Source organism: Acidovorax sp. HMWF029, from assembly GCF_003060895.1.
Taxonomy (GTDB): Bacteria; Pseudomonadota; Gammaproteobacteria; order Burkholderiales; family Burkholderiaceae_C; genus Acidovorax.
Map to the genome: position 1 here is coordinate 22,100 of NZ_QAIH01000094.1, position 22,589 is coordinate 44,688.

Annotated in this window: 18 protein-coding genes; 13 read left to right on the forward strand and 5 right to left on the reverse strand. The window is 57.1% G+C overall.

Translation table 11 applies throughout. The features are described from left to right. Nucleotides 1–213 precede the first annotated feature (213 nt). The 4 genes from DBR12_RS05960 to DBR12_RS05975 are packed head-to-tail and all read left to right on the forward strand — an operon-like array spanning nucleotide 214 to nucleotide 6,608. A complete protein-coding gene (locus DBR12_RS05960) occupies nucleotides 214–3,918 on the forward strand; it encodes an ATP-binding protein (RefSeq protein ID WP_108616418.1) in 3,705 nt (1,234 codons plus the stop codon). Further along, nucleotides 3,905–4,576: a hypothetical protein gene (locus DBR12_RS05965; RefSeq protein WP_108616419.1), complete on the forward strand. Its 672-nt coding sequence runs from the start codon at nucleotides 3,905–3,907 to the stop codon at nucleotides 4,574–4,576. The genes DBR12_RS05960 and DBR12_RS05965 overlap by 14 nt, the downstream gene beginning before the upstream one ends. Beyond that, nucleotides 4,573–5,805 (forward strand): hypothetical protein, encoded by a 1,233-nt coding sequence (locus tag DBR12_RS05970; protein ID WP_108616420.1) that lies wholly within the window; start codon nucleotides 4,573–4,575, stop codon nucleotides 5,803–5,805. Before DBR12_RS05965 ends, DBR12_RS05970 begins: the two co-directional genes overlap by 4 nt. Beyond that, a complete protein-coding gene (locus tag DBR12_RS05975) occupies nucleotides 5,802–6,608 on the forward strand; it encodes a hypothetical protein (RefSeq protein WP_108616421.1) in 807 nt (268 codons plus the stop codon). The genes DBR12_RS05970 and DBR12_RS05975 overlap by 4 nt, the downstream gene beginning before the upstream one ends. 194 nt (nucleotides 6,609–6,802) lie before the next feature. On the opposite strand, the gene DBR12_RS05980 is transcribed toward DBR12_RS05975, so the two are convergent. Next, nucleotides 6,803–7,255 (reverse strand): HAD domain-containing protein, encoded by a 453-nt coding sequence (locus tag DBR12_RS05980; protein ID WP_108616422.1) that lies wholly within the window; start codon nucleotides 7,253–7,255, stop codon nucleotides 6,803–6,805. Nucleotides 7,256–7,369: 114 nt separating this feature from the next. On the opposite strand from DBR12_RS05980, the gene DBR12_RS05985 reads away from it, so the two are divergent. After that, nucleotides 7,370–7,672, forward strand: coding sequence for a helix-turn-helix domain-containing protein (locus DBR12_RS05985; RefSeq protein ID WP_108616423.1), 303 nt, complete (start codon nucleotides 7,370–7,372; stop codon nucleotides 7,670–7,672). Here the strand turns inward: DBR12_RS05985 and DBR12_RS05990 are convergent. Beyond that, nucleotides 7,669–8,109: a hypothetical protein gene (locus DBR12_RS05990; protein WP_108616424.1), complete on the reverse strand. Its 441-nt coding sequence runs from the start codon at nucleotides 8,107–8,109 to the stop codon at nucleotides 7,669–7,671. The two genes, DBR12_RS05985 and DBR12_RS05990, sit on opposite strands and share 4 nt — an antisense overlap. Nucleotides 8,110–8,287: 178 nt before the next feature. Between DBR12_RS05990 and DBR12_RS05995 the strand changes: the two genes are divergently transcribed. The 7 genes from DBR12_RS05995 (at nucleotide 8,288) to drt3b (ending at nucleotide 14,433) form a co-directional block, all read left to right on the forward strand. Then, a complete protein-coding gene (locus DBR12_RS05995; protein ID WP_233244323.1) occupies nucleotides 8,288–8,725 on the forward strand; it encodes a helix-turn-helix domain-containing protein in 438 nt (145 codons plus the stop codon). Nucleotides 8,726–8,760: 35 nt separating this feature from the next. Beyond that, nucleotides 8,761–9,063: a hypothetical protein gene (locus DBR12_RS06000; RefSeq protein ID WP_146185474.1), complete on the forward strand. Its 303-nt coding sequence runs from the start codon at nucleotides 8,761–8,763 to the stop codon at nucleotides 9,061–9,063. Further along, a complete protein-coding gene (locus tag DBR12_RS06005) occupies nucleotides 9,064–9,738 on the forward strand; it encodes a helix-turn-helix domain-containing protein (protein ID WP_108616427.1) in 675 nt (224 codons plus the stop codon). 110 nt (nucleotides 9,739–9,848) lie between these two features. Continuing rightward, on the forward strand, nucleotides 9,849–10,073 hold the full coding sequence (locus DBR12_RS06010) for an antitoxin Xre/MbcA/ParS toxin-binding domain-containing protein (protein WP_108616428.1): 225 nt from the start codon (nucleotides 9,849–9,851) through the stop codon (nucleotides 10,071–10,073). Between the two features lie 91 nt (nucleotides 10,074–10,164). Further along, nucleotides 10,165–10,800, forward strand: coding sequence for an HAD domain-containing protein (locus DBR12_RS06015; protein ID WP_108616429.1), 636 nt, complete (start codon nucleotides 10,165–10,167; stop codon nucleotides 10,798–10,800). A 389-nt stretch (nucleotides 10,801–11,189) separates the two neighbouring features. Then, nucleotides 11,190–12,464: an antiviral reverse transcriptase Drt3a gene (gene drt3a, locus DBR12_RS06020; RefSeq protein WP_158274976.1), complete on the forward strand. Its 1,275-nt coding sequence runs from the start codon at nucleotides 11,190–11,192 to the stop codon at nucleotides 12,462–12,464. Next, complete coding sequence (drt3b, locus tag DBR12_RS06025; RefSeq protein ID WP_233244324.1) at nucleotides 12,394–14,433, forward strand: antiviral reverse transcriptase Drt3b; 2,040 nt, start codon at nucleotides 12,394–12,396, stop codon at nucleotides 14,431–14,433. The genes drt3a and drt3b overlap by 71 nt, the downstream gene beginning before the upstream one ends. An 870-nt stretch (nucleotides 14,434–15,303) precedes the next feature. Here the strand turns inward: drt3b and DBR12_RS06030 are convergent. Together DBR12_RS06030 and rdrA are read right to left on the reverse strand one after the other, a co-directional pair. After that, nucleotides 15,304–18,054 carry a hypothetical protein gene (locus DBR12_RS06030; RefSeq protein ID WP_108616432.1) on the reverse strand — a complete coding sequence of 917 codons (2,751 nt, stop codon included), beginning with the start codon at nucleotides 18,052–18,054 and terminating at the stop codon, nucleotides 15,304–15,306. Beyond that, nucleotides 18,054–20,741: an antiviral RADAR system adenosine triphosphatase RdrA gene (rdrA, locus tag DBR12_RS06035; protein WP_108616433.1), complete on the reverse strand. Its 2,688-nt coding sequence runs from the start codon at nucleotides 20,739–20,741 to the stop codon at nucleotides 18,054–18,056. The genes DBR12_RS06030 and rdrA overlap by 1 nt, the downstream gene beginning before the upstream one ends. A 459-nt stretch (nucleotides 20,742–21,200) precedes the next feature. Here rdrA and DBR12_RS06040 point away from each other — a divergent pair, with 459 nt between their 5' ends. Next, complete coding sequence (locus DBR12_RS06040; protein WP_108616434.1) at nucleotides 21,201–21,545, forward strand: H-NS family nucleoid-associated regulatory protein; 345 nt, start codon at nucleotides 21,201–21,203, stop codon at nucleotides 21,543–21,545. A gap of 120 nt (nucleotides 21,546–21,665) precedes the next feature. Here the strand turns inward: DBR12_RS06040 and DBR12_RS06045 are convergent, their stop codons facing one another. Then, nucleotides 21,666–22,478, reverse strand: coding sequence for a DNA/RNA non-specific endonuclease (locus DBR12_RS06045; RefSeq protein WP_108616435.1), 813 nt, complete (start codon nucleotides 22,476–22,478; stop codon nucleotides 21,666–21,668). Between the last annotated feature and the right edge of the window lie 111 nt (nucleotides 22,479–22,589).

Below are 22,589 nucleotides of genomic sequence, written 5' to 3' on the forward strand. Positions count from 1 at the left end.
TTAGCTGCTGCCGTTACTTACGGAAGAGGGTGAATTCTGTCGCGATCAGCGACATAAGAGTCCTATCGGAATGACACGCGTCACGATTGTCCTTGCGGATCCGACTCTTTTCCCATCAAAGGCAGCTCCCACATGTTGCGGTGCATCGGTTTCCGGACGCGGTTTTTGAGTGAAGGCACAATGAATTAAACCTAATTTGAGGGATCAACCCACATGCCCCATCAGCTTCGCCGCATCATCGCGATCAACATCAGGAACCCCAGCGACAGCAATCCTTCGGGGCGGATCTCCGAGCTGGATCCACGCGGCGGTGTTTTGGCGGTGGGTGACAACGGGGTGGGCAAGACCACTTTTCTGCGCCTGATCCCTCTCTTCTACGGCGCAACCCCCTCCCAGGTCCTGAAGGGTTCCGGGAAGGCGTCCATGATCCGGCACACGCTACCCGACCCCAGCAGCGCGGTGGCCTATGAGTACGAGCGCGAGAGCGACTCCCATCTGCGCACGGTGGTGATGTACGCCAAGGACGGCGAGGACATCCCGGACTTTCGGATCGTCTCAGCCGGGTTTGATGAAACCTTCTTCTACGACGAGAACAACACGTTTGTGACGCGCTCGGAGTTCGCCCAACGGCTCCACGCGCGCAACATCAATGTCTCGCCCGTCCTGCAGCTCAACGAGTACCGCAGCGTCATCCTGAATGAGCGCATGAGCAGCAAGAACGCCAAGCAGATGATGCTGTTGGCCCGCGATCACTCTCTGGGGCCACGGCCCCTGCGCAATCTCAACCAGATTGCAGCCGCCATGGCCAACGAGAAGATCAGCTTTCGGGACCTGCAGAACATCGTGCTGGAACGCGTGGCAGAGGACCAGGCCACGGAATCGAAGCGCCAGAACGTGCGCGAACTCAAGCAGCGCCGGGAGGATGTGACCACCTGGTTGGACAGTCGCACCCACATGGCCGATATCTTGAAGCGCAAACCCGACGCTGACCGGATGAAGGAACGCATCGGCCGCATCAAAGGGGTCCACATGGAGCTGTGCTCGCTCCATGTGGCCGTCAAGGCAGCACTGGCCCAGGCGGCAACGGACCACGAACGGTTGAGCAGTGAGCGCAAGGCCCAGGCAGAGGCCTTCGATCAGGCGCTTGGTGCTTTGGGCAACGAAATCACGGAGGCAGAGCAGAAAAAGACCGAAGCCCATGGCGATTGGCAGCGCCTCAATGAAGCCTTTCTGGCCGTGAACAGTCGCCAGAATCACTTCGACCGGATCGATGCGAAGACCCTTGAGGCCAATGAATCCAGGGAGGCCGCACTTCGGCAGCAGGCGCGGGACAAGGAGAAAGAGCATGAGCGCCTCACCTCTGCATCGGGTTCTCTTCAGACCGAATACGAGAGGCGCTGTCTCGAAATCGAGCAGTCCGCACAGCGTCAGCAAAATGAGATCGCTGAGCGCAAAGCTACAGCACAAAGCGCGGGGGTCAAAAAGCGTTTGGCCCTCGGTGAAGCCAAGGACGCGGACTTGCAGGCGCTGGAGGAGCCCCCCAGGCTCGCCGAGATCGCCAAGGAGCGCACCCGCCTGGCCACCCGCGAAGGCGAGATCAACCAACAGATCAAAAACCCCGCTGCCACGGATGAGACCCTTGCTGCACAAGAGGAGGCTGAGGCCATTCTCGAACAGCGCCGCAAGGATTTCGACGCAGCCAGGGAAACCGCCTTGGCACGCGATAAAGATGAGGCCCAGGCTCGCGGTGAGCTTGAAGCGGCTGTCAAGGCCGTGGAGGGTCTTGAGGCCAGTCAGAAAGCGCTGCTGGACCACATTGATGCCCTGACCGCCCAGGTCACCCCGGAACCCGGTTCCTTGCTCGCCTTCATCCGTGCAAGCGACGACCCTGTATGGCCCCATGCCAGCAAGCTGATCGCGGAGGCAGTGATCCACCGAACCGACCTCTCACCAGTGATGCTGGACATCCCAGCCGCACAGAGAGGCGAGGAGGGGGCCGTGGTGTTGGGCAATGCCACGGTGAGCACTCAGGAGCTACCCCTTCCTGAGTGGTTCTCGATGGATTCGGTGCGCCACCAGCTTGAAACGGCAAAAGGCCAGCTCGCAAACATCAACGCGTCGGTGGATAGAGCGGCAGACCATGCAGAAACAGCCCGACTGAAGCTGAAGCAGGCCGGTACCGACCATGACAAGGCGAAGGCGCACTTTGGTTTGGCGAAGTCCGCCTTTGATGCTGCGGTCACAGACAAACGACGCCTCGACAGCCTTGTGAAGACCGAGCGCAGCGCTGCAGAGACCAAGGCTCGGAAGGACCTTGATGGCTTGAGGACGACTCTGAACGTGCTTGACAATGAAGAACGAGCCATCCGCGAAGGCGTCAAGAATAAGCGTGAAGCGATCAACGCCGGGTACAAGCGCAAGGCTGAGGTCCTGGAGGCCGAGTCGAACAGCGAGATCAACAAGCTGGATGCCGAGTCACAAGGAGTTGAAGCGACCCTGCAGACCAATCTGACCAACGCACGACAAGACTACGAGCGCAAGCTTGCTGGCATGGGGCTCGATACCGTGCGCATCAATGCCGTGGAGGAAGAACTGAAAGGGCTGCGGGACCAGCTTGATGCGATTGCCAACAACCGGCATGAGGTGGTCGCTTGGAAGAAATTCTGCAAGGACGAGCTACCTCACTTTGAAACGACCCGGCGCAAGGTGGGAGAACTGCACACCGCTTATCTCAAGGCGTCACAGAACCTTGGAAGTCTGGAAACCCGCCGAAATGATCTGACCAAGGAGGCCAAGGAGGTGCTTGATGCCCTCGACGGGCGGATTTCAACCGCCGCCAATGACGCACAGCGCCTTCAGGAACTGCGCGACCAGAAACTCAAGGACTTCCTCGACTTTGTGCCCAGCAGCGCCTACATCGGGCGCTCCATGCTGGAACTCGACCAGGAGGTGACCCGCAAACTCCGCACGCTGGTGGATGAGGCGGCGGTCCTTCGCAACGAGGTCCTGTCCCTGCGCAATGAGTTCGAGAAGAAGGAGGGCGGGCCCAATGACTGGCTCAAGCTCAAGCGCAAGGAGCTACCTGACCGGCAGACCCGCTTGGAGCATGAGTACCTGTGGCTCGAAGCGGAGCAGCTGTGCGACTGGTTTGAACGCACTGAGTGCGGGAGCTACATTGAGCAGCTCACCCACCAGATGAACGGCTTCTTCGAAAACGCCAGTGTGTTCGTGAGCCGTCTGGACACCTTCGACCGCCTGGTGGCGACTTTCAACACCGAGCTGGGCAGGGCGCTGTCCACGGCCGAGCACTTCGAGCGCTTCAAGAACCTGAGCGTGCGCGTCACATCGAGCGTGGGCCAGCAGGCGTTCCTCTCGGTGCTGCGCAAGATGCGGGACAAGAGCCCCACGATTTCACTCACTGGGCGCGCGTACTCCCGTGTCGGCATGGAGCTGCCCTCGGATGAGGATACCGCCTTGGTGCGTGAGTACAAGGAGATCCTGCGCTCCGATGGTGGGGTGCAGGTGGACCTGAATGAGCAGGTGCGCCTCGAATTCAGCCTCTATGAGAACGGCAAGCGCTCCGTCATCAGCAATGAGGAGGAGTTCCGGGCGGTGTCTTCCAACGGCAATTCCGCTCTCATCACGGCCATGTTCCTCATGGGCTTCGTGCAGATGATCCGGGGCTCTTCGCCGGTTCGGCTGGTGTGGGTGACCGACGAACTGGGCCGGTTTGACGCCAAGAACGTCGGCGCGTTCCTCAAGACCCTGGCCCTGAACAACATCGACGTGATCAGCGCCAGCCCCAGTGTCGATCCGGCGCTCGCGCGCCACTTCCCGCGCCTGAGCCTGTTCGAGAACACCGGGGCGATCTTCACCAACGAGACCCACGAACTGGAGGCCGAGCATGAACTCGCTTAAATCCGCGCTCAAGCTGCTCGCCAAGGGTGAGTTTGTCTGCAAAGTCCGGTTTGAGAGTGAGTACGAGGCACTGGCGACACAGGAAGGCCAACATCAGGCCCAGGAATGGCTATCGGCCGTGGGGTACCGGCTGGCGCGTCTCCACGACGAGGGGGCGTTCTTTATGGCCTACGACGAATCGCCCACCACCGACACCCGTGCTCGCATTCGGGAAGAACTCAAAACGGTGCGCCACCGGCTGATGCCCTATGTGGGCTTCTTCAACCTGTTGCGGGAGGCGCAGGGGAGCGATCCGCAGCTCCACGCGGGCGACGTGGTGTGGTTGACCGAGATCAGTGAGGCCGTGCGCAACTCCTCCGCGCTGGAGCGGCGTCTGGCCGACATGCGCGAACTCGCCGATAACCGGGTGATGGACAGCGGTGCAACGGTGTTCCGCGTCCAGAAGATGTTCAAGATCCTGGAGGACGCGGGCTACCTGCAGCAGACCAACGAGGTGAGCAAGGGCTACACCTTCACCGGCAAGGTGGACTACCTGCTGCAGCTCATTGCCTTCATCAACGAAAACACCCCCCACATCTCCGATGAGCAGGTGGTGGACCAGATCGACCCCCAGGCGCGGCTGGAAGAGGCTGAGGCTCCCGAGGCGGGGGCTGCATGACCTCCTCACCGACCAAGGACGTACTGAAGACGCTCTACCAGCATGCCGATGTGGTGGAGCAAACCCGGCGCGACGGCATCATCGTGCCGGCGCAAGATGCCCCGCAGGCGTCCGTGGGGGCTCTGCGGCAGGCCAACGCCCTGCGCCCTGCGGGGGAGGATGGATATCGGCTGCACCCCAAGCTGCGCGACTTCCTGAACGACCACCTGCAGCTCTTCCCGGCCTACCAGACCCTGGCCGAGATCGGTTCGCGCATAGGCCAGGCGAATCAGCTCTGGAATGAGGTGGACGATCTGTTCCGCGCCAAGGACTACAGCGCGGTGGAGAACATCGTGGAGACCATCGAATCCACGGTCTTTGATATCGGCGACAGTGTGGAGCGCAACCTGCTGTACCTGCATACGCTCCTGTCCACTCGCTACGGTAACGTGCGCACGCTGGAGGCCAAGAAGTCGCAGAACCGCTTCTACCAGCGAGAAGCCAACATCCTCGCCCAAGACATGTCGCGCATGGCTGCTGTCTTTCACAAGATCGAGAGCGAGGCAACCGCTCGCGGGATGCCCGAGCTGGCCAAGTTCGTCCGCATGAACCTGCAGGCTCACCTGCAGACCTGGCAGCATGCCATGGCCGAGATGCAGGCGCAGCTGTCACGAGAGATCTTCCGCATCCGGGAGGTGGAGGACAGCCACAAGCATCTCGCGCGCCTGGATCTGCTCATGCGCCAGCAGCCTTCATGGCTGGGATTCGAGCTGGACCCTTCGGCGCGCATCCCCGACTTCTTACTGGCCGCGCGCCTGCCGGATTTCGCGCCCCAGATCGAGCCGCAGGACACCGACCACCAGTTCGTGGAAGCCATGGTCAAAGAGGTGGCTGCACTCCCTCCACAGCCTGTGGAGCCCCAACCCAAGGAGATCAAGCGCTTCAAGCGGGTGGTGGACGAACGCCCCGTGAAAAAAAAGTCGGACGCCGCGATTGCGCTGGACAGGCTGGCCGGTGCCGCCAAGCGCGCGACCGACAAGTTCTCGCTGGCTGAATGGCGCGAGACCGACGACCTTGCCAAGACCCTGCAGCCCCATATCTGGCTGGGCTTTGCCGTCCTGGCACTGCGTGAGCAGAAATACCGGGTGGAGGTGGTTTCCAGCCCCGCGCGCCCTGGTGAGCGGTTCCGGCACCGGTTTCACGATGCGATGGTTCACCCGGCCTCGGTAGCGGGGGCTGCGAAGGCATGAACCAGCAGCAGGTGACGTTCCTGAGGCGGCTGATCGAGACAGAGCCGCCTTTTCGGCCCTACAGCGCGACTGCCGAATATCTGCTCAATGCCGAGGGTATCGGGAAGGTGCAGGGGAGGAAGGTGGTCTACACCCAGAGAGACTTTGCGGCGGCGCGCAATCTGCTCAAGGCGCGGAGCTTTGAGATATCGCGCCAGGTGGAGCCGGTACCGCGCAGTCAGGTGCAACCTGGTGAATCCGAGAAATGGGGCGCCCTGCGCGTCTCTGAGGGCCTCGTTACGGTGGTGCCGCTGGGCCTGCCGGGGGTTCTGATCCCCACGGGGAGCATGCTTTGCATGGATGTGCGCCAAGCGCTGGCCTTGCCTTTTGAGGTCCTGGTGTTCTGCGAAAACCTGGAGCCCATGCTGCGGCTGCACGAATACCAGTGGCTCTCGGGATTCCTCAAGGGGCGCCCCGCGCTGGCGCTGTTCCGGGGGGCTCCTGGGTACTTTCGCACGGACGTGGCGAACGAGCTGCTGGTGCAGGACCACCGTCCCGTGATGGCGTTCTTTGACTTCGATCCCAAGGGGCTGTCCATGGCCGCTTCAATGCCACGGCGCGAGGCATTGTGTTTGCCGCCGCTGGACAGTCTGGAGGCGGCTGTCAGGGCGCAACGGCGGAAGACTCTGTATCTGGGGTCCGTGGAGGTGTCACGACCTCATCTGGAAGCCCAGCCTGCAGGTGGCGATGTGGGGCTCGCTTGGGGGCTCATGAAGCGGTTGGAGATGGGGCTGGATCAGGAGCATTTTCCGAGGGCCTGCTAGTCCTTCTGGAGCTGCTTTCGCAGAAGGTATTACGAAAGTCCGCGTTTATCACCTAAGCCATCATGATTGACAGAGCGACAAGCGATTCTGAAGGGGAGTCGCCCTTTCGGCGCATAACACCAGGTTAGGATCTTCGAGTAAACCCCAAGCCTGTGCCATCTAAGGTCATGTCCTCGACCCTCCCGGCGGTCTATTCAAAGAAGGCTTCGAAGGCGAGATGCAAGTTGAGAACCGCTGGCCTGCGTTAGCCCCGTGCGGCCGTCGACCAAAAACAACGACTTGCAGAACGGCCGATAGAGCCAAGATCGGTCATCGAGGGCCATCCAGTTGCAATGTGGAAGGTTGTTAGCCCAAAGCCAGGCATGGCACTCCGCCTCTCGCTCGTATCCCACCAGCGTATTCGGGACGCAAGTTAAATCGCGATATCTGGGGGTAACGCCTTCGATAACAGCCGCAACGTCCGGAGTGAATTTTTGCACTAGCGCCTCGTAGGATTTCTCCAGACGCCAGGTGCTGGTGATAACGACCCGGCACTCCGGCACGTGCCGAAGCGCATCTTCCAGGATTGATAGGCAGCAAAAATGCTTGGACTCATGGCAATGCTCTGGGTGCAAGACCCCGTCAAAATCAAGAAAGAGTATTGGCATCGCGCTACTTCAGAAACAGATTACCAACAGGAAGTGAGTCTTCTGCTGAGTTACCACGTCAATGAGACTAGTTGGTCGTGGTCTTTTTAGTCTCATTGAACGGAAATCGGGAGGATGTCTTCCCGAAAGAGTGTTCAACCCCAAGCCGACTTTGGTCGGGCGCTGCGGCAATTGCGCACCGCACAAGGCTTGGTTCAGGAGGACATGCTGCTGGCGACGAGCCGCCGACACATCAGCCGTATCGAGCAGGGTCATCAAGTTCCCAGTATCCGCACTATTGAGGTGTTGGCCGAGCAGATGCAGATCCACCCTTTAACGCTGATTGCTGCTGCGTACTGCCCTGATCTGGACACGACCTTGGTCAATGAACTTCTCAAGACCGTCAAAGCTGACTTCAAGGGCATCATTTCCGATTAGGCGTGGCATTCGGAGTCAGTTTGCTCGTTGGCGTGCTGAACCAGCATTTGGAGACCTTGAATCAGCCCCGTGCCAATGGGAGCGGCATCTTGGCGCTGCAGCATCCGATTGACGATCTCCCGATCAACTGCAGTGCTGAGCAGGCACAGTGCTTCTTGCAGAGTTTCCAGGCCGACCTCCAGGCTGTCTCCTGATCGTTTGGCTCCCGCCTTCGAAAGCAGCAACAGGGTGAGCGGCAATGCTGCACGTGCGGGGTCATGGTCCCCGTTCCAGCCAACGCCCGAAAGAAGGTCTCTGAACTGGTCTGACACCAGCAACAGGTGGTTGTCATCCAGCGCATCCGGCAGGATGGCTTCCCATCCCCGTGACGTGATCAGGCCCATCATGTCCTGTGCTCCAAATTTTCCGAGAGTCGCTTTTTCCAAACGCAGCATCATTCGCCATTCAAGTTAATATGAGACCAATTGGTCCCTTTCGAGACCGTGGCGTGCGAAGATAGTCGAACAGGCATTACGTTTTATCGTTCCAAGTGCGCTCGTCTCCAATGGAAATAAGCCGGTTGCCCCAATGTGCTTGAAGAGGCAACCAGCCGGTTGCCTTCTGCGTTTGCTTCCCTTGAAAAACCGCTTAGATCTCACCCGCTTGGCCGAACTTGACCGGCAGTTTTGCGATTTCGCACAACTGCAGCGGAATGCCACGCCCAGGTGTGGCTGGACCAAGACGCTTCGATTGGCATTGGGTATGAGTTCCATCGCGCTAGGAGAGCGTTTGGGTGTGACGGCGCAGGGGGCACGCAAACTAGAGCAAGCGGAGGCCAACGGCACCATTACGCTGAATACCCTTGCACGTTTGGCGCATGGCTTGGATTGTGAAGTGCACTACATGTTCGTTCCGCGAACCAGTTTGGTAGAACAGGTACTTCGCCGTACTCAAGAGATTGCTGGAATTCCCATTCCGTCCACGTTGAAGGGGGTAGAGGCGCAGAAAGATGCGGAAACGCTGATGGCCTTTACCAACGCACTGGCAAAAGTGAGCAAGCGGGGCTTGTGGTGAGTTGGCACTGGTTCTCCAGTCCATACAAACCAGCAATGAGTTTGAACACCACTGCTATCATCGGCTCAAGCAAGCCCCCGGTGCGACCTCTGCGAAAGCATGCCCCCGGGGGCGACGTTTTTGATGAGCGCTCGATGAATTCACTTTTCGACTTTCGTGAGAAGTGCCTAAAAGAACTTGATGACCTGCGGTTACAAGTTACGGGCTGGATCGGCCGGCTTCTACGGCTGCGACAAAACAGGTTGATCTTATTGACCTGGATGTTTGGAATCGTGGACGCACACGGAGTGCTCAACGCTTTGGTCAACATCGATTCATTTGTTCAGAATGCTGAATAGATGAATGCCTATTGCGATTCGTCGGTTCTGCACCTTCAACTGCTCCTCCTGTTGGGCGACAGACTTAAAAGTCTCAGAAAATCGCTAGGCCTGAGCGCGGTTGAGATGGCGAGTGGCGTTGGAATCTCGCGCGCAACACTGCGAGCAGTCGAAGCGGGGGATCCCAGGGTCTCCATGTGCAGCTACTTGAGAGTAATTTCCGCTTTGGGCATCGCGGGCGACCTGGCGCTGTTGGCGGATGGCGTCACGCGACCGGCCACGTCAAATACAACGGCGGCTAGAACAAACCGTGATGCGCCGTTGGCTCGAATCGTCGTTTCTGTAGACACCACGCGCCACCGGATCCAGGATCTACGAAGTCTTGCCCTGCACGAAGAAGCGGTGCGACGCGTTCGTGCTGACCCTGCGTTGATCCAGCAGGCCCAGGCAGTTCTTCAAAAGTGGTTGGATGCTGGGGACCAGCGTTCGGCCAGCCTGTGGGTTGAGTGGAAAGACATCCTGGAGCATCGCAAGTGGCGTAAGGCACTGGGGAGAACCCACCGAGCGCAGGAACTGAGGCAAGCGTCCCCGATGACCGCTGTTATGCCGCCAGAGGTCCGAAAACGCATCCTCCAAGAAGTCCGTGAACTGAAGGAAGGCGTCGTTCTTGAAATCGCCGGTAGGGCTCGTCAATGACAAGTGCCGTTCGGACAAGCTTCTGACAGAGGCCGAAATTTGACGCTCAATCCCCAGGGTTGCACCATCGCTGGTGCGCACAGATCCCCGCCATTTCCACGGAGCAAGCCATGGCCCTTGAAGACGACATTGCCACTCTCACCGTGCTCGTACAGGGCATGCTCGCAGACTCAGGAGACCAAACCGGTTTTGATGCAAGGGCGTGGCTCGCCCATTGGCTGACTGGGGTGATTCCAGCATTGGGAAATCGGAGACCCATCGATGTGCTCAATGAGCACGGCCTGGAAGTCGTGAAGAGCTTGCTCTTGCGAGCCCAATCCGGTGCGTACTCGTGAGCATAGGCAGGGAGTGGGCTGGTCGTTAGTCAGGTCTGGACCAGTCGCTATCCCCGCTGACCAATTGACACCATGCAGAATGCCTACGGCTATGTCCTCTAGCCAGAACGCCCCGTATCTCCCTGCGTCTACTCCCCGCAGCGCGGACGTCGTTCTCTACCTGGACCTCGATGGTGTTGTCCACCATGAAAAAGTGCTCTGGCATCCACGCAAGGGCATCTACATGAGTCCGTACGAGGCTGCAGGACACTCTCTTTTTGAATGGATTCCTATCCTGGAATCGGTGCTTGAACCGTACCCGGCAGTCGCTCTGGTGCTGAGTAGCACCTGGTGCATACGCCCCGGATACAGCGCAACCCTCAAACGGCTTCCGGCCTCTCTGCGTGCTCGGTTCATTGGTGGGACGTACCACAAGCGTGTCCATGGCGTGGATCCCTGGAACCTGTCCATGTTTCGCACTACACCCCGGGGTGTGCAGGTTCAAGAAGACGCTCGGCGCCGAAGGCCCCGGCAGTGGCTGGCACTTGATGACGATTTGGAGGGGTGGCCTGACTCTTGTCGGGAAAATCTGGTTGCGTGTGAAGGAACTACGGGCTTGTCCCATCCTCGAGTCCAACGCGAGCTAGCGGAGAAGCTGCACAGATGTCATCCGGCGTTGTGCTCCAGACCTGCGAATCCTCCGGAGCGAGAAGCAGGCGGAGGGGGAATGCCCCGCGACAGTGGGTGATAAGTCGATATTCTGCAGTGCATCGCTTTATTTCAGGAAAAGGTAGTTTTGCAGCGATTGCAGGCTCTCATCTATGCCGGTCGTACTTACGTTGTCCAATGTCGAGCGGTCATCCGGTCAGCGCATTGAGTTCGAACTCGAATGGCTCCTCCGCGACGTTCTGCAGCCACAACACTACCAGTTTAGGGTCGGCGTTACCCTGCGACCTCATGCCACCCTATCCGAACTGGAGGCTCTAGGAAACGGGCGCTCCTGATGTCGCGCTCGCAGGACGCGCAGCATGCGCCGTGATTGCTTGCACGGCATTTCTATCGTCTATGCCGGCAGCCCCCTGGAACTGCCCTGCGGATCTTGTTACATTGAGCCGCATACAAAACTGGGGGAGTTGCGTGTACGACCAGTCCTTTAACAAGAAAACACTTGCGCGAGTTTTTCAAAAATTAGACTTTGTTGGAATAAAAACTTCTGAGGAGCTGGAGGCATTCCGCGAGACCATGCTCAACAAGGCTCTGGCAGTTGCTGCTTCTGGGTTCTCGAAAGCTGCGAATCCTCTGGTGAGCTTTCCGCTGCATGGACGGCAGGTTTTCATGCTTCCCAGCCTCTGGGATGAACTTGTTGCTCGACAACTCTGCTCAAACATCAAGAGAACATCAAAAACCGCTTCACGTGGGCGAGCACAGATCGTGTCGAATCTGCGCCTGCTAATCGAGGAGGGTGTGCCATTTCGCGTATACCGCCTAGACGTGAAGAGCTTCTACGAGTCTTTCAAGGTTTCTCACGTAATAGCGAAAGTTGGCGAGCTTCCTGTGCTCAGCCCTCTAAGCAAGAGATTGCTGCATGATTTACTTGGGTGCCATGCAGCGCTCGGCGGAACTGGATTACCTCGCGGACTTGCATTGAGTGCGGCTTTGTCAGAGTATTTGATGCGAGACTTCGATCATAAAGTGAGCGGGCATGATGATGTGTTCTTCTTTTCCAGGTATGTAGATGACATCATCGTCGTTACTTCAGCAAGGGAGGATGCAGTAGTATTTGTCCGGCAGATTGAGAATATGCTCCCATCCGGGCTTCGTTTAAATCCAGCAAAGAGACAGATTGAGGAAGCAATAGATCGAGTAAACCCAACAAAGCCGACCGATGCGACTGTGCATCTATTTAAGTTTGACTACCTCGGCTATTCATTTCGAATCAGTGAGCCTGTACGGGATAAAAATAAGGGCAAGCAACCGGGAGATCAACATCGCTCAGTGGCGGTGGACATTGCCGAGAAGAAGATAACTCGATTTAAAACAAGAATATCCAGATCTTTCCTTGATTTTTCAAATACAGGGGACTGGCTTTTGCTGAGGGACAGAATTAAGTTTCTCACAAATAACTTTAGTGTCTACAACGCAAAGGCCGGAGGAAAGAAGATTGCCGGAATATTTTACAGCTACCCTCTAGCCTCAAGTGGTGCGGAAGGAATTGCGTCTCTTGATAATTTTTTGAGGAATGCGATTCTTTCAAAAAATGGGCGCATCGCCTCGTTGTCATCCGCAAAATTAACCGGAATGCAAAAAAGACAATTGCTTTCCAATAGTTTTGCAGAAGGGCATGCCAAAGCAAGCTTTGTGCATTTTTCCGGATCGAGACTTAAACAGATCCAAGAGTGCTGGAAAAATTAAGGATGAGATGAAAAAGAAAAATAGAATCAAACGCGGCGACTACAACCGCGTACTCATTACTGAAACACTGCCCTTTGAAACTCCAATTATTTTTTCCAATGACGGGCTGTACAATCATGTTGCGTCAATTGGCACCGCAAGCGGCATTCAAAAAACTATTGTCGATGCTCTTGTACTGGGAGAGGGGCATCCTAAGACGGTTAATTCTACAAACCCGTACCTATACAAGGTAAGAAAAAACTCTAAGGAGTTTAGGCGGTTGGCGCTTCTTCATCCACTCTCGCAGTGGCGGCTTAAGTGCTTCTACCAGAAGTACGAACAATTAATCCTGCACTATTGCGCACAGAGTCCTGCTTCAATTCGTTCTCCTCGCAAAGTGGCAGGAAGTTTCTATAGCAAAAGCTCTTGGGAAAACATTAATCAGTATAAAAAGGATGCCATAACTTTGGCAAGCCTTGACCGGTACGTCAAACATACGCCCTCGTTCTTCTCGTATTTTGGTTACGACCGTTTGTACAAGTTCTTCAATTCGCGAGACTACTTCTCGCTTGAGAAGCAGTTTTCCGTACTAACGACCCTAGATGTCTCCAAATGCTTTGATAGCATTTATACACACAGTCTTTCGTGGTCAGTTAAGGACAAAGAATTCACGAAAGCCAACATCTCCGTCTCATCCACGTTTGCGCAAGACTTCGATCAAACCATCCGACACGGTAACCATAGCGAGACAAATGGCATTCCAATTGGCCCCGAAGCCAGCCGAATATTTGCCGAAATCCTCTTTCAAGAGATAGATCGCCGAGCCATTGCAAAGCTATCCAACATGAAGTTCGGCAATGATTACGTTTTTCGCAGATATGTAGATGATGTATTTATATTTGCGACCAGCGAATATGTTGCTCAGCACGTATATGAGATCTATGCTGATGTGCTGATTTCATTTAATCTTCACGCAAATACAGCCAAGTCCTCCACTATCCAGCGACCATTTCTAACAACCAAATCTAGGTTGATTTTTGAGGCAGGCATTAAGACGAATGATTTTTTATCGAAATTCCTGGATGAACCAGCTTCGGGAACGCTGACCCCTAAGCGGGTATTTTCTAAGTGGAAGCTCACGAAGAGTTATATCGACTCAATAAAAGCCCTCTGCTCTGCGAACTCTGCAAGCTATGACGAGGTCGCATCTTTCTTGATGTCGGTTGTTGCCGAGCGGATTAAAAAGCTGGTCAACAGAGATCTGGCGAATTGCGAAGTTGATGTTCAGGATGACTACTTGGCCGCCATCGATGTTTTGGTGGATGTGCTATTCTTCTTGTATAGCGTTGCTCCATCGGTCGGCGCCTCATATAAATTCAGTACGTCGCTGATTCTTATATTCCGATTTTCTGAAAAGCATCTCCCACTTCACGCGAAAACCATCTCACACCAGCTGTATACGCTGGCATCAACGCTACTCCTCGAGCAATGTGAGAAGCCGCACGCCGAAGGTGTTGACGGATTTGTCAATCTCGAATACTTGAATATTGTTTTGGCAATTCGGGAGCTCGGAGATCACCATCTTCTGCCCTCCCGGGTATTGGATGAGCTTTTTATCGGAAAACGGAGATTATCTTACTTCACGATCGTCTCGTGCCTTTTCTATATACGAGATGAAGATCAGTACAAGGCAATCAGAAAGAAGATTCTTCGCTCCGCCACATCGAGACTAGGGGATATGTCAGATATCTTAATGAATAGCGAAAAGGCTTATCTTCTGCTTGACTTATTGAGCTGCCCGTTTGTTCCGAATACCAATAAATCTCTGTGGTTGAAGTCAATTTATTCGGTATTGCAGAAAACCCAGCCAAGCAATGCAGATATCAATGCATTTTTAGCAGTCGTGTGTGATGGGCACTGGCAGGTTGATTGGCAAGATGTTGATTTACTTAACTCATTGGAGAAAAAGGAGTTGAAGCAGGCGTACTAGTGTTACCATATTTGTCGAAGAGTGAGATGGCCTCTCCTCGATCAATGGGCAACCGTTGGTCGCAATGGGCCTCCCTAAAAAGAGGCTTTTCTGCGTCTGGTCGCACGTGCCTGCCAGCAATGGGGGCGTGGACGCTTAGACGCTTGAGCGGTGACTTGTCATCCACACACTCAGGGGCCACTCATTCTTCACCCTTGGCTAGCCACGCAGGCATCAGCGCAAGTTTGGATGCATGTTTTGGCCGATTAGAAGATCGTCACTGTGTGTCGATTGCAGGTCGCCTGATGGCTTCATGCCAACGCTGAATTGATGGGAAAGAATCGAGGGGCAAAGCTGCCGCTCGATTGTGTCGGCATCGAATGACGGTTGTTCACGAAAGCCGCGTCTCAAGCGAGCGAAACAAACGACTCAGATCAGCCTGTAACGGCTATCCCGGAAGTCGCTTCTGCAGCGATTGCAGCTGGTCGTGGTAGAGCACCGAAATCATCGTCTCGCGACATTGCGGTCATTGAGCAACCACGCCGCCGCGGCGCGAATGACCTGTATCGAAGGTACTGCCGACATCGCGACTGTGGGCCATCAGTCAGCGCAGTTTCAGCCGCTCCAATGACTGATCAACAGGGCGCCGAACTCACGCTCCCGATCCGGAGCAGACCCAATACCGGGGAGGCAGCCTGTAGCGAAGCGGGCGTTGGCACTATCGATCCAATTCCGCCATTCGGCACGAATGGCATGAGGACTAGACGCGGACGTTCAAGTGGCTTAGGTGAACATATTTCATATGTCTATCTATCAATTGGGAAAAGTGCAAGACCTGCCTGCTCTCATCTGGAATCACCGGACCGGCCAAACCAATTCATTTGGCTCGCTTCAGTGCGCATTGTCGAATTGCGTCAGACCCCGAAGGCGCAGAGTGTCGATCCAGTTGTCAGCCATCCCCTCAGTGTGCCCTCTGTCGATTGCAGCCTCGTGCATCAGGTGGTGCTCCAGCCGTAAGGTGGTCGGCAATATGCCAGGATCATCTGTGTTTATGGTGACCGGCATGCGTTGCGTGCGCAGGCCAAAGCGGTTGAAGCGGCCACCCGGGCTAAGGTCGCTTTGGAGCGGAGGATCCCAGCGATAGATCGAATGGTCACCGTGAGTCCGCAACTGTCCGACGTGCACGTTCGAGCTCGGATTGACCTCGATCGTGAGTCCCCTGCGGGCATACCGCTCAAGGCATGCGTCCTGCAAAGCCTCCATGAAGCACAGGTCGTCGGCGTCGTCGTGGTCGTGGAGGTACCGGCCAGCGTGTGGGCCTTCCGATTCCAGCAGGCGCTGCGCGCGTGTGACATGCCCGTAGGGGGCGAGCGTAACCCGCACTTGCAGCGGCTGGTTCGGAGAGGGGGTCCCGATGATGTCGGTCCGGTTGAGCTCTTGACGGGCCCGCAAAACATAGAGGCCTGCCGCCGTGTCAGCCCGCGGATTCGTAAGTTCGGGCTTGATCTGTCGGAGACCAGGCACGCCGGCCTCCGTTTCCAGATCATCGATCTGAAGACCCCCCGGCTCGCCGAAGAGCTTGTACGCGCAGTTTTCTCGCAGCCGCCACGCCTCATGTAGTTGCATGAGGTCGTGCCAACTTGGGGCTTTCCTTGCCTCAGCGCGAGGAAGCCACCAAACGTGCGGCAGCATACGCGCAATCCGCGCTGCGAGCCTCGGGCGCACGCGCTGAGCGATAGCTAGTCCGGCTAACGTCGTCGCCTCGTGCCACGCCCAAATGAGGTTATCAAAGTGCTCATCTAGAGGTAGCCAAGCCTCCCCGTGCCGACGCAGCCATTCTTTTGGCGGTATGCCCAACGCAAGCGCATGCCCGAGGCGGTCGCCCGAGCGCATTTCGCAGAACCGGACTGTCTCATCAACGTGACGCAGGCCCGAGAGCGGATGTGCGTAGTCCTCTCCGGCATGGATACTCAAGTGCAGGCGCGGCGTCGGGGCAGTTAGGCCGACCGAATCGCCCGATGGGTCGTGCGTGAGTTTCGGATTTCTCAGCCAACGCAGCATTGGCGCGAAACGCTCGATCGGTATCCTGGTCTCGTCTCCAACTACATCAAGACCTCGGATTAAGGTCGTCGGATGGACGGCGTACCGTAGGCCGAACAAATCAGCGTCCATAGATGGCGGCGAAAGCTCCCAGGGTTCCGCAGTCCGCAGCACGTCACGAAGGTCGCGGGCCGCCGTCCACAGCGATTCCCGCGAAGACGCCGTCACACGGTTGAAATGCGCGCAGAAATGCCAGTGCTGGCCGGAGCGCTTAAAACTGTCGACTGCTGTGTCCCAGGCTGCGTCGCTGTTCGACACGGCGCGCAGGCGCTCATCGGCAAAGCGCGCGAACGACTGAGTTTGGGCGGGAGAGTTGAAGAAAGTGGTGCAGACCTTGAGTTCGGCCTTGTCGCCCAAACCGGAGAAGAGGCGGTGGGCTGCTTCGCGGGCAGAGATCTCTGAGTCGGCGCTGAGGCCGGAACGGCGTAGGCCTGCATGGAAGACGCCCATAGTGAACCGCCTAAGTCCATTGCCGTCCACTAACAACAACCGCCGCAGAACCATCGCCTCGGCGATAGCGAGTAGGACTACCGCACGCAGCGCAGGTTTGGCTGACTGGGCGCGATAGGTTCTCCACAATAGAACGAACAGCCAATTCCAGGCCTGCGGCAGGTCGAGCGCTACCATTGCCGATGCCAATCGCCATAGCATCCAACGGGCCGTGACCACCGCGTTACCTGTGCTAAGCCCTGACGCCAGGGTGCCCCAGTCGGTAGCGGGCTCGGATTCCGCCGAACCCGCTGCGCAGGCTCTCATTAGTGCGACGACCCGAGGGCCAGACATGTTGGTATCCCCATCATCGGACCAAGCGGCTATGAAGGCCGCGAGGATGCGTCGAAACCGACGGATCCTTTCCGCCTGATGCCGATCTTCGGCGCTGCCCGGGCTGAGAAGTAGGCGAGAAAGCACGAATCCGTCACCAGCGATTCCGTTGAGATGCACGTGGTTTTCTGCAAACGGCTTTGAATTGAAGCGGGGGCCGACAAACAGTGGCGGAAGCGCAGACATCTGATCTGCGAGCGCAGATCGCGATTCTGGCGACCAGGGTAGCCCAGCCAAGTACCACCCCACAAGCACTGTCGGATCCAGTTCCGACAGCAATTCGGCGTAGCGCTGTACGTGTTCATCCCGTAGGGTCGGCCGCCTGTCATCTGTAATAAACACTGCGTCGATGGCCGTGTCCATCGCTGGGATCTCTGCTGTGACAAGAAACCCATCACCGCACAGGCCATCGGCAGCCAACTGCGCCTCGTTTAGGCGGTGGCTCTTGCTCGTCCGCTGGTCAATGTCGGTCCGGATCGCCTGCCGAATATCGAGTAACAGCTTGCCTAGTTTTGGAGACGGCACAGTAGCGCCGAGCTTTCTTGCACGACCGGCGAGAAATTGATCGTTCGGCGCGGTCTCAGATTCAAGCCGAGCCTTGGCCAGCTCGGCTCCGTGCTGTGTCGAAAGCCCCTCCAGATGCGAGAGCAACACATCGGCGACAAGTTCACTGCCGAACAGCGCGCCCAGGGCGCGTTCGGAGACGGCGCGCACCAGCATCAGGACGTCCCAGAGTCCGGCTTCTTCTGATTCAGGGTGTCGATTGCCGCCGACAAAATGCTTAACTCCCGAAGCCTCGGGTAGCGGTTAGTCACGGTCCGGAGTACCGCTTCGCCGAAGTGCTCTGGGCTCTGGCCTGTAGGCGCATTTTTATTCAGCGCGTTAAGTATCTTCTTTTTGGAAAGCAGCCCGTCCGGCGGCAAGCCCAATAGTTCAAGAAGCAATAAGCGTCCTGGGCTTTTCACCTTAACCGTCGTGCGCTGCGGTGGCGATGACAGCGGTGGAACAAGCTTTTCCCGCTTGCTGGCGTACTCGAAGAAGTCACGTAGTTGCTCGCGAAGCGGATGACTGTCGAGCGCCTGGGTCGCGGAGAAAAGCATCTCTCCTTGCACTGTCGCACGTTCGGGCGACCGATCGACAAGTGGCTTGATGTTCTGGGTATACAGGTTATTGCGAGAGAAGTCGCCTCGTCGATTCAGCAGGTTTACCGTGGAGATTTCGGGACCAAGGTCAAACAGCGGACCCTTCTCAAAGCTGGCGAATGCAGCCCAAAGGGCGTTGAAAGCGGAGAGCCCCGATGCGACCACGTCACTCAGCAACTCAATCTGAGGCTGCTCGTCCAATTTGCGAGGCCGCGTAAAAAAGGGAATCTGGTTGAAGGTCTTGTTTACGGCGCAATAAACGAACCAGGGAGACAACGGCACTCTCGCGACCTGTGTGACATTGCGCCAACCCTGGATTGCTTCAACGAGTTGCTGGATTGCAAGATCACGATCCAGATCGTCTGCATGCTTATCTAGCGCTTGCGAGGATGGCAGGTCGTCCTCGTCAAGGTCCGCCAAATGGATGTCGTCGATCGATAGCTCGATAGCCTTTGTGGCTGCAACATGCACTGCGCTGTGAAATGGCGCCTGAGCGAGAATACGTTCGATGTCAGCGACCGTAACGTCGCGCAGCAGGCTGGTAACGACCAGTTCGACTATGCGCCCGCTACAGATTAGGGTGGCTCGCTTGCTCGTGCTGTAAAAATTGTGATGCGTCACCAGCTCAACCAGCATGCGCGACCGCCCGGCGAACGACGGGTCGTCCTCAAGCGAAGTAGTCACTTCCCAGTCGGAACGCACCACGGCGCGACCGACCTCCGGTGTCGCGAAAGGTAGCACCGACTCCGACGGCAGGCCGTGTACCCAGGAGTCGGGGAGTCGTCCGCTCAAATCCATCCCCCAAGACAGATGCGCGCGTGTCTCGATGTATCGCATGTCTGGAAGATTGACTTGCCGCAGCGGCTGAAACAAGGGGGTGGCAAACACAGAGCTGTTTTGCATCGTGCGCCAATGCTGCATCGCCAAAAGTACAAGGCAGACTGCACCCGCCGAGGGTTCGTACACGAAATGATCCAGTAGCGCCAATTGCCAATCCCCGAGCGACACTGTATTTGGGCGTTTAGACGGTTCCGCTGCAGGGCGCACAGGTTGCCCGTGCCGTGCCGGGATACGTCCGAGGCGCCGGTAGGAGATTCGCCGCATCAGGTCCGTTTCCGGCAGCGACGCCGTCTCCGCGAAATAGGCCTTCTCGACGTCTCCAATTCCAATACGGACCCGCGACAACAGTTGCGACAACGCCCGAACCGTGGGCAGCGGGATAGGCAGCCGACTGTTTTCGTGGCCGTTAACTGGGCCTGTAAGTAGGGCCCGCAGCCAGTCTTCAAGCAAAGGCAGCGACAACCGCGGCTCCGCCGCGCCCGCGAGTTTGGCTCCGAGCAACACATTTGGGTCATCGAGAAATGTTCTGACCTCCGGCATTCGCAACCGCCGATGCAACGGAAAGACTTTGCGCAGGTATTCGTGCGCAAGGTCCTCGGCGATGGGGCGGGCGTCCTTGCTGAAATCGGCTACATCCATTGTCAGCCGCCGAAGTGAGTCCCGCCAAGTGACCTCCCTGTAGAGTTTGAGATCGCCGCACACAATCGGTAGGAGTACAGGACTCGGCAAGTAGCGGCGAACAACCTCCAAGTTTTCGAAGGCGCGATGCAGGGTCGTGTCTACGTCATCGATCGGCAGCACTATCAAGCGTTTCCCGAGCAGGCGCGCGGCCTTGTCAAAAAAGTCGTGGACGGCGTAGGCAAGCTCTTGTGATCCGATAAACGCTCGCAGGCGGTCGAGGCCAACACCTTCGCCCTGAGTCTCCCGTCCGGTGAGGGCGACACCGAGACTCTGCAGGCTCTCGTGGAGAGCCCGCCACGCATCCGGCTTCAAGTCGCGCTGCTTCCGAATGCAGCGGTCGCCAAGCACCGCTGCAACCACCACATTCAAGAACAGGTCGTCGCCATCCTCAAGCTGGGACGGGTCGATGGGCCTCAAGACATGTACAGCATCAGCCAATTCGGGGTGGCGCGTGCGCACGCCCGAAGTTTCTAGATACTTTGGCAGATTCGCCATGACAGTCGTCTTTCCCGTTCCCCGGTTGCCGTCCAAGAAGATCGTCGCGTGCCCCCGCTCGCGCAAGAATCGGCTGCCTTCATCTTCTCCATCGCGGGCCACTGGCGGCAATGACTCGCTTAGCATCTCAGCCAACTTCTCGTATACCTGACGAGGCAGTAACTGGTTGACGTCGAGATGCTGGGCTCGCTCGCCCTGCTCGAGCGGGAAGTAGATTGGCTCACGGGCGTGCCCCGGCGGTGCGGACATGGTGTCTCCCTTGTACTGTTTCCTGATACACAACGCTTATTGTCCCAGCATCACATACGAGAACGCCTACGACCCGCGACGATGTCCACGAACGCCAACGCGCACACTCTTCGTTTCTGCAGAGGATCAGATTCTGCCCGTTGCTCAGCGAAGCAGCGGTCGTTTGACAGTTGCTGAGCCTGTGCCGCCGCACGAGCGACTTGCCCAGAGCTCGCAACGGTCATCGACAGTGCCAACCCGCGTGTTACCGGTTGAGACAAGCGCTGTCACTCAACCGCAGCGCTCGAGTGGCAGCACCCAACCTCTCTCCGACCTCCGATTCGAAGTCTGGTCAGTAGCAGGCCTCGATCCTCAGTCTGCCTGTTTCGCAGTTCCCTTGTCGGCATGAAACTCGCCCGGATAATCAACTCGCCTGGTTAATCTCGTCAAATGCGGCTGTTCCGTGTAGACCCTATTGCAATGACAAAAACACTCAATGCTCTTTTAGCGCAACGTATGCAGCTGGATGCTGCGATTGCACAGGCCAGAAAAGAGGAGTCAAAAGAAGCGTTGAAGAAAGTGCACGAGCTGGTGGCAGAGTTTGGCTTCACTGCGCAGCAAGTCTTTCCCTGGAGGCCTGCTGTCAAAAAAGTCATTCCGAAGTACCGAGACAAAAAAAGTGGTGCGACTTGGACAGGTCGAGGGAAGCCTCCTGCCTGGATCGCAGGAAAGAACCGTGAGGATTTTCTGATAGAGAGTCGGTCGTCTCACGAGGGCCCATTCCTGGCGGAAATGGCGGCGGCATCTTCAAGGCAGCGGACCTGAGGCGCAGAGCGAAGCCATCCCGCTCAAGGAGCCGAGACCGCAAGGCACCGGCATCATGTTGGAGCAGTAAACCGATGTACCCTGGTTGCGAGTTCAATGGGATCCTGGCGCTTGCAGAGTTCAATGCGGCAGTGCACTTTTCGGCAAAAACTCCACCCCCGTTCTCTTCACCAGTTCCTGATAGCTGATCGGCCGACCCACCGTCTCCCCCTCACGGTTCTCCTGCCAGTGCGCCCAAGCCCGTTTGTCCGTGGCGTCATAGACCAGCTTGTACAAATAGGCGGGTACCTTGACCCCATTGGTACCTATGCGCGGACCACCGTCCGTAAATACGGGCCCGGTGATCACAAATACATCCCCCTTAGCCCGCAGTACGTAGCGCCGAGTGTCTTGCTCGATCTTGTTCCATGCCCCACCGTTGTGCTGGATGTTCTGCGGAACCATATTGGCCAAGCTGAAACTTTGCGCCATCGCTGAAGATGTGGGCATGTCCCCCGCCGGTGCCATGTGCCCTCGGCTGTATCCGGAGTTCTTGTAATCGTCCAACTCGGCACGCTCGCCACTGGGAAGACGCGCATCAGCAAAGAACCGCTTGGCTCGCTTTTCATCGGCATCTTCCACACTCCTTCGATTCAAGCGCTGTGCCACGAACACCGGCGTTCGTGTCGTCCCGCTGTGAAGCACTGCAAAGGCTTCATAGCAAAGCTCGCGAAGCTGAGCCTGCGGCCTGATGGCAGGCGGCGTCCCATTTGCAAAGAACTGAGGGCATTGCGCAAAGCTGGTTGGCTGCGGTGTGAGCAGGGCTGCGCTGTCAAACTGCGGAGACCGGCCCCACGAGAGATTCGGGCTGACAGCGGCCAGAAACAGGGCCAACGCGGTGGCCAATCGCGCATTACGAGGCCAGGAAAACGATCGGTGCACAGGCAGGAGCATAAGCAAAAAACGGAGCCCGATTGGAGCATCTTTCCAGCCAGATTTCGGAGCTGAATACTCAGCATCCGAGGGGATTTACAGTTGATTGCAACGCGCCTAAAAAAAGGGCGT